6 protein-coding genes and 1 other RNA gene are annotated in these 6,811 nt (G+C 34.4%); all 7 read right to left on the bottom strand.

The window, feature by feature from the left end:
* Nucleotides 1-544: 544 nt before the first annotated feature.
* On the bottom strand, nt 545-1,141 hold the full coding sequence (gene recR / locus KA824_RS07210; protein ID WP_046206986.1) for a recombination mediator RecR: 597 nt from the start codon (nt 1,139-1,141) through the stop codon (nt 545-547).
* A 4-nt stretch (nt 1,142-1,145) separates the two neighbouring features.
* Entirely contained in the window at nt 1,146-1,463 is a 318-nt protein-coding gene (locus KA824_RS07205; protein WP_026034724.1) for a YbaB/EbfC family nucleoid-associated protein, read from the bottom strand.
* Nucleotides 1,464-1,552: 89 nt separating this feature from the next.
* Nucleotides 1,553-3,262, bottom strand: a complete 1,710-nt coding sequence (dnaX, locus tag KA824_RS07200) for a DNA polymerase III subunit gamma/tau (RefSeq protein ID WP_107385691.1) — start codon at nt 3,260-3,262, stop codon at nt 1,553-1,555.
* Nucleotides 3,263-3,321: 59 nt separating this feature from the next.
* Nucleotides 3,322-3,852: a GNAT family N-acetyltransferase gene (locus KA824_RS07195; protein ID WP_181187397.1), complete on the bottom strand. Its 531-nt coding sequence runs from the start codon at nt 3,850-3,852 to the stop codon at nt 3,322-3,324.
* A gap of 182 nt (nt 3,853-4,034) precedes the next feature.
* An RNA gene (gene ffs, locus KA824_RS07190) (signal recognition particle sRNA large type) lies at nt 4,035-4,303 on the bottom strand.
* Between the two features lie 71 nt (nt 4,304-4,374).
* Nucleotides 4,375-5,100, bottom strand: coding sequence for a trehalose operon repressor (treR, locus tag KA824_RS07185; RefSeq protein ID WP_107383739.1), 726 nt, complete (start codon nt 5,098-5,100; stop codon nt 4,375-4,377).
* 30 nt (nt 5,101-5,130) lie between these two features.
* Nucleotides 5,131-6,765, bottom strand: coding sequence for an alpha,alpha-phosphotrehalase (treC, locus tag KA824_RS07180; RefSeq protein WP_107385688.1), 1,635 nt, complete (start codon nt 6,763-6,765; stop codon nt 5,131-5,133).
* Between the last annotated feature and the right edge of the window lie 46 nt (nt 6,766-6,811).

Raw genomic sequence — 6,811 nt, 5'->3', positions numbered from 1 at the left:
GGATCAAACTCTCCATAAAAAATATGATGTTTGATTAGCTCATAAAATACTAATTTGTGTTATTAATAACACGTTGTTTTGATTCAACATTTAATGTTGAAGTCGGAATTAACGTTGACATATTGCAATTCAGTTTTCAATGTTCATTTGTTTCAATCACAAGAATTAATTCTACAGGTTTTAACTTTGAAAGTCAAGAACTTTTTAAAATTAATTTGAAAGCTTGTTTTGAAATATCATTATGTGTGTCGTTTTGTTTCGTCCGACAAGTAAATACTATACACGCTTAAAACGCTTTGAACAACAGTAAAATTTACACTTTTCTTCATGATCAAATGTGATCTTTCTTCATTTTACATACTTTTTATTTCCAATGGTTCGTATCGTTCGTTTTTATCTTCATCTCGTGATTTTTGACATTGATAAATAGTTTGAATAACTCTATAAAACAAACTTTACTGTTTATTAAATTTCTTTTCAAAAATTTAAAGCTACCTTAAAAAAAAGGTAGCTTGGTTTCATTTTATTTATAATTGAACACTTATTACATCTCTGTTCTGCCCATAATCGCTTTTGATAATGTCACTTCATCCGCGTATTCTAAATCTCCACCAACAGAAAGTCCTTGCGCTAATCGAGTTACTGTTAAACCTATTGGTTTAACTAGTCTCGATATATACATCGCCGTTGACTCGCCTTCCAAATTAGGGTTCATTGCTAAGATGAGCTCTTTTACTTCATCATTTTTCAAGCGATTGATTAAACTTGGAATATTAATATCTTCTGGTCCTATGCCATCCATCGGAGATATAGAACCATGTAATACATGGTACAAGCCTTTATATTCACGCATTTTTTCCATAGCGATAACATCTTTATCGTCCTCAACCACACAAATAATTGAACGATCTCTCTGTTTATCTTGGCAAATATAGCATGGATCTTGCTCAGTAATATGCCCACACTCACTACAATAGGTAAGTTCTCGTTTTACATCTACTAAAGCTTTAGCAAATTGAACGACATCGTCTTCTTTCATATCTAATACATGAAACGCCAGACGTTGAGCTGTCTTCGGCCCAATGCCTGGCAGTTTCATGAAACTGTCGATAAGTTTGGATATTGGTTCTGGATAGTGCATACAATCACATTCCAGGGATATTTAAGCCTTGTGTATGCTTACCTAAACGTTCTTGAGTAAGTTCATCAGCTTTATTCATCGCTTCGTTAGTAGCAGCAATAACTAAGTCTTGTAACATTTCAATGTCATCTGGATCAACTGCTTCTTCTTTGATTTCTACATCGAGAACTTCTTTATGACCTGATACTGTGACAGTTACCATGCCACCACCAGCTGTACCTTGTACTTTTTCTTCTTTTAATTTTTCTTGTTCTTCATTCATTTTCTTTTGCATTTTCTGCATTTGTTTCATCATTTGTTGCATATTTCCGCCACCGCGCATATATTTATCCTCCTTAAAAACTTCAATCTCATCTGATTGTAATTCATCTTTTGTCTCATTATACATGCCTTTTAATTCATTGTCATGTATCACTCTTCATCAATTACATTTACTGTGTTTTCTCCAAATAGGTCTTTAGCCTTTTGAACGACGTCGACTTCTTCAGGAGACGCTGTTGTCGCTGTTCTGTTTTCTTCCGCACTCGTACTTTGTTTGCGGTTTTGAAGATATTCTGTTCTTACTCTCATCCACTGATCTGCTGGCACGCCCACTACTTTAACTGTTTTATCTATAATATTACATACTACGTTCTCAATATTCTCTCTTTTTTCATCATCTTTATTTACAATCTCACAGTGTATTTCTTCTTCGAATTTAATCAGTACATGTGTTTCACTAGCTGCCACTGGTTCTGAATTTTGAAGTAAGCTTACTAATGATTTCATATCATTACTTTTAGCGTGATCTATAACCTCTTGCCAGTGGTCTTTAAGCTGTTTAATATCTTCTTTGTTAGCTTTATCTAATACTTTGGCAATTTGTTGCATTGAAAACGCATTTTTCGATTGCGTGCCTTTACTAGCTGTTTTTTTAGCTTGCGGTTTTGCATTATTAGTTACGACACCTTGTGATTTTAATGTTTTCAGTTCATTTTCTAACTGTTCCATTCGCTGTAACAATACTTCATTATTAGGTTCACTGGCTACGCTCGTTGTAGCAACAGTTTGCACATTTTCTGATTCGCCTTTAATCATTTCTGCTATTTTAACTAATAATACTTCAAAATGCACACTTTGATTGACACTAAATCTGATTGAAACAAGCGTATCATTAATCACATCAATCATTTTATACAAAGTTTCTAAGTCAAAATGCATCAGTGCATCATATTCAGATTCTATATTAGATGTCTTATTCATAATGGTATCTCTCACAAAATAAATCATATCATTAATCAGACGATTTACTTCTTTACCTTGTGCAATAAATTGGTGATAAGTTGAAAATGCAGTTTTTACATCTCCTTCAACTATCTCTTTTAGTAAATCATTCAATGCTTGAGCATCTACGCTACCAGTTACATTCAACGCGTCTTGCAATGTAAGATGATCATCACCAAAAGCAATTGCTTGGTCCATGATACTTAACGCGTCTCGCATACCACCTTCAGATGCTTTGGCAATAAAATCTAAGGCAGCATTATCATATTCTATATCTTGAGCGTCTGCTACGAATTGCAAACGTTCTACAATTTCATCGTGACTAATTGCTTTGAAATCAAATCTTTGCGCTCTTGAAATAATTGTCGGAGGTATTTTATGTGGTTCTGTAGTCGCCAATATAAAAATTGCATGTGCTGGTGGTTCTTCTAAAGTTTTCAACAATGCATTGAAAGCACCTGTTGTTAACATATGAACTTCATCTATAATGTATACTTTGAATTTTGATTCACTTGGTGCGTATTTAACTTTATCTCTGATATTTCTAATTTCATCCACACCATTATTACTAGCAGCATCTATTTCAATCACATCTGAATTCGTTCCTCGCGTAATCCCTGTACAAATAGCACATTCATTACAAGGTTCTCCATTGGAACGTTCGAGACAATTAATAGCTTTCGCGAATACTTTTGCGATACTTGTTTTGCCTGTCCCTCTCGGCCCGCTAAAAATATACGCATGTGATTGTTTGCCTTTTGAAATTGCATTGCGCAATGTTTTAGTTACATGTTCCTGGCCTACTACATCTTCAAAACTCTGTGGCCGGAACATTCTATATAAAGCTTGATAATTCACCTTCACACCTCCAATTACATTCAACAACTATTATATCACTGTGCTTTATATTTTGAATATTAATTAAATGCCTCTGGATAAACTACATTACCATTTGGTTGCTCTGCAAGTTGTTCCCACAAGAATTTAACCATAAAATATTTCGATGGTACATCAAACGGGCTATAAATTTGATAGTGGCTTGCCTCTTCATAACCTAACATACCATAATATTCAGGATCTCCAAGTACAATAATAGTCGTATAATCTTGCGCTTTTGCGCGTTCTTCCACAGCTTGAACAAGCGCTTTACCTATACCTTTACTTCTATATTCTGGCAATACAGATAAAGGTGCTAACGCTAACGCCATATAGCGTGTTTCATCGTTAATAATCTCTATTTCTGAAAGCATTGCATGGCCAATGACATCACCTTCATCTGTCTTCGCAACAACTTCCAATTCGGAATTATATTCTGTAGATGCTCTAATTTTCAAAACTAAATCTTGTTCATCATGGTTGGACTCTGCGACGTTTTCAAAAGCAGTTTTTATTTCGTCTAAACTTGCGTCATAGTCATTTTCAGTTAATGTACTTAAATAAATTTGCATATGTCGTTCCTCCAAATTCACTAAATTCAATTTTGGGCAGTTACAATCAGAATGCTATCGTTACAGTTCAATCAATTAAATTAATGTATCGCTATTATTTTAATATAAAAAAAGAGTGACTGCTATCAAAAGATAAGTCACTCATAATATATGGTTAATTGTATTTATTTTAAAAATTAAAACCGTGCACCTTCGCTTCGAATACGTATCATAAACGTAACCAAAGTCGACAGCTAAATCTCGGCAATCCTACGGCACATACGATGATCCACTTAATGCTGCTTCCGTCAGGACCTGACATGGTTCATGGGTTCATATTGCATAGGACCGAAATCTTCAAACACTACGTGCTTTGGGCAGACTTCACAAAAACGTAGCCTTAGCGAAGGAATTAAGTCTCGCATAAGCGGATTTCGAGTACAGGGAACCGCTACCTCCCCACCTAGCACGGCAAGATATATCATACTATAAGGTAATGACTGATTGCAAGTCATACAATTCATTATTTTATAACTTATTTCATTAAATTTTGTGACGTCTCGAAAAATCATTAAACTTAAACTCCGTGGCTAAATGTTTGGAAATGTTATATTGAAATTTTGTCGTATCCTTTAAATGGACGATACCTCGAACCGTTGCAGTGTATGGTGGTGTTACATCTCCAAATATTTCACATTCTAAATTACCAAATGCTTCAAAGGTGATAGATTTATTAGAGTAGCTAATTTCTAACTTCAGCGTTTGTTCTATATAATGATACAGCGAATCTTTAGCAATGTTCATTGTTATATCAGGAACAATTTTTTCTACTAAATAATCTTCATCAATAATTTTTACGCGACGATCAATTTTTCGCGTTCGGATAATGTGCCACAATGTTTCACTCTGGCGCAAGCCCAAAGCGTTTTTTACTTCCGGTACTTCGCTGGCAGGTATGCGTTCTAATAATCTAACTTCAGTCTCATGACTCAGACCTAATCCTTGTTGAACTTCCCTGAAACTCGTTAAATTCGCAAATGGGAATTCTGTAACACCTTGATAGATTACAACTGATCCTTTACCTTTAATTTTCTGAATCATACCGTCTCTAACAAGTAGATTAAGCGCTTTGCGCACGGTTTCACGAGAGGCATTGTAGTCGAATACCAATTCGTTTTCTGATGGCAATTGAGCACCATATGGTAGCTTTGATTCGATGATATCTGTGCGTAAATTTTCATAAATCGCAATAAATTTTTTCTGTTTCATGTGATTTCACTCACTGCCTTTTAATTTAAATTATTGTCTAACTACGATGGCACCAAATCCGTCTATTAAACCATTTACAATCGAGCCATTTTGTAACATTACTTCTCCTTCAACTTTTAAGTCTTGTGGTATTTCAACTTTTTCTTTTGAAAAGTTAGCAATCACTAACCATGTTTCATCCTTATAATGACGCTTATAAACAAATAATTCATCGTGGTCCATGTAAAGTGGCTCAATATTCCCATAAGTTATAATATCATGTTCGTGACGTAGCTTTATCAATTTTCTATATGTTTGCAAAATGGATTGATCGTCTTCTATGGCTGCTTCAACATTGATTTCCTTATAGTTGTTAGGAATATCAATCCAAGGTGTGCCTGAAGTAAAACCTGCATTTTCACCGCTTGTCCACTGTACAGGTGTACGAGAGTTATCACGAGATTTTTGTCCTAATATCGTTAAAATCTCTGTTTCTGGATAACCTTCAGCTTTTAACTTTTTATATGCATTTAGAGATTCTATATCTCTATACTGGTCGATATCATTGAAGTGAGGGTCTGTCATACCAATTTCTTCACCTTGGTAAATATATGGTGTGCCTTGAAGCATGTGCAAAGCGATGGCTAGCATTTTAGCACTACTTTGACGTAAAACCTCCGTCGAATCATCACCGAATCGTGTTACTACACGTGGTTGATCATGATTACACCAAAAAATAGCATTCCATCCGCCACCGTTATAAATACCTATTTGCCATTCCATTAATATTTCTTTTAATTTATGAAAGTCTAACTTTGCGTTTGTCCACTTTTCTCCATTAATATAATCTACTTTTAAATGATGAAAATTAAACACACTACTTAGTTCTTGACGTTCGGGATCCGTATATTGAATACAATTTTCAATCGTTGTCGAAGACATTTCGCCCACTGTCATCATATCTTTAACTCCAAATGTCTGTTGATTCATTTCGTGTAAGTATTCATGCACACGTGGTCCATCAGTGTAAAATTCTTTTCCTATCTTTTCTGAATTTTTAAATTCACCTTTTGATATTAAATTAATTACATCGAATCTAAAACCGTCTACACCAAAATCAATCCAATAATTAATCACTTTATAGAGTTCACGACGCACTTCAGGGTTATCCCAATTCAAATCTGCCTGTGTTACGTCAAATAAGTGAAGATAATATTCATCTGTTTTGTCATCGTATTTCCAAGCATTACCACCAAACTTTGATTCCCAATTTGTCGGTGGTTGATTATCTGCTGACCTCCTAAAGAAATAGTAGTCTCTATATGGGTTGCTTTTATCTGAATATGCTTGTTTAAACCATTCATGTTCTGTAGATGTATGATTAATGACGATATCCATCATTATTTTTAAATCACGTTGATGTGCTTCAGCAATCAATGTTTTTAAATCTTCAATCGTGCCAAATTGTTCATTCACTTTATAATAATCGCTAATGTCATAACCATTATCATTCATAGGTGATTCATAAATAGGTGTTAACCAAATATAATCCACACCTAGATATTGTAGATAGTCTAACTTTTCAATTATGCCATTTAAATCACCTTCACCATTACCCGTCGTATCATTGAATGACTTAGGATAAATTTGATAAACTACCGATTTTCTCCAATCATTGACTACCATATTATTACCACCTTATCTTTGTATTTTAAATTAAGAAACTCGCTAA

The sequence above is a fragment of the Staphylococcus sp. GDY8P198P genome (genome assembly GCF_017891615.1).
In the GTDB taxonomy this organism is placed as follows: Bacteria; Bacillota; Bacilli; order Staphylococcales; family Staphylococcaceae; genus Staphylococcus; species Staphylococcus cohnii.
Note: the sequence above shows the minus strand (reverse complement) of the source record. Positions and strands in the feature narration are given on the sequence as shown.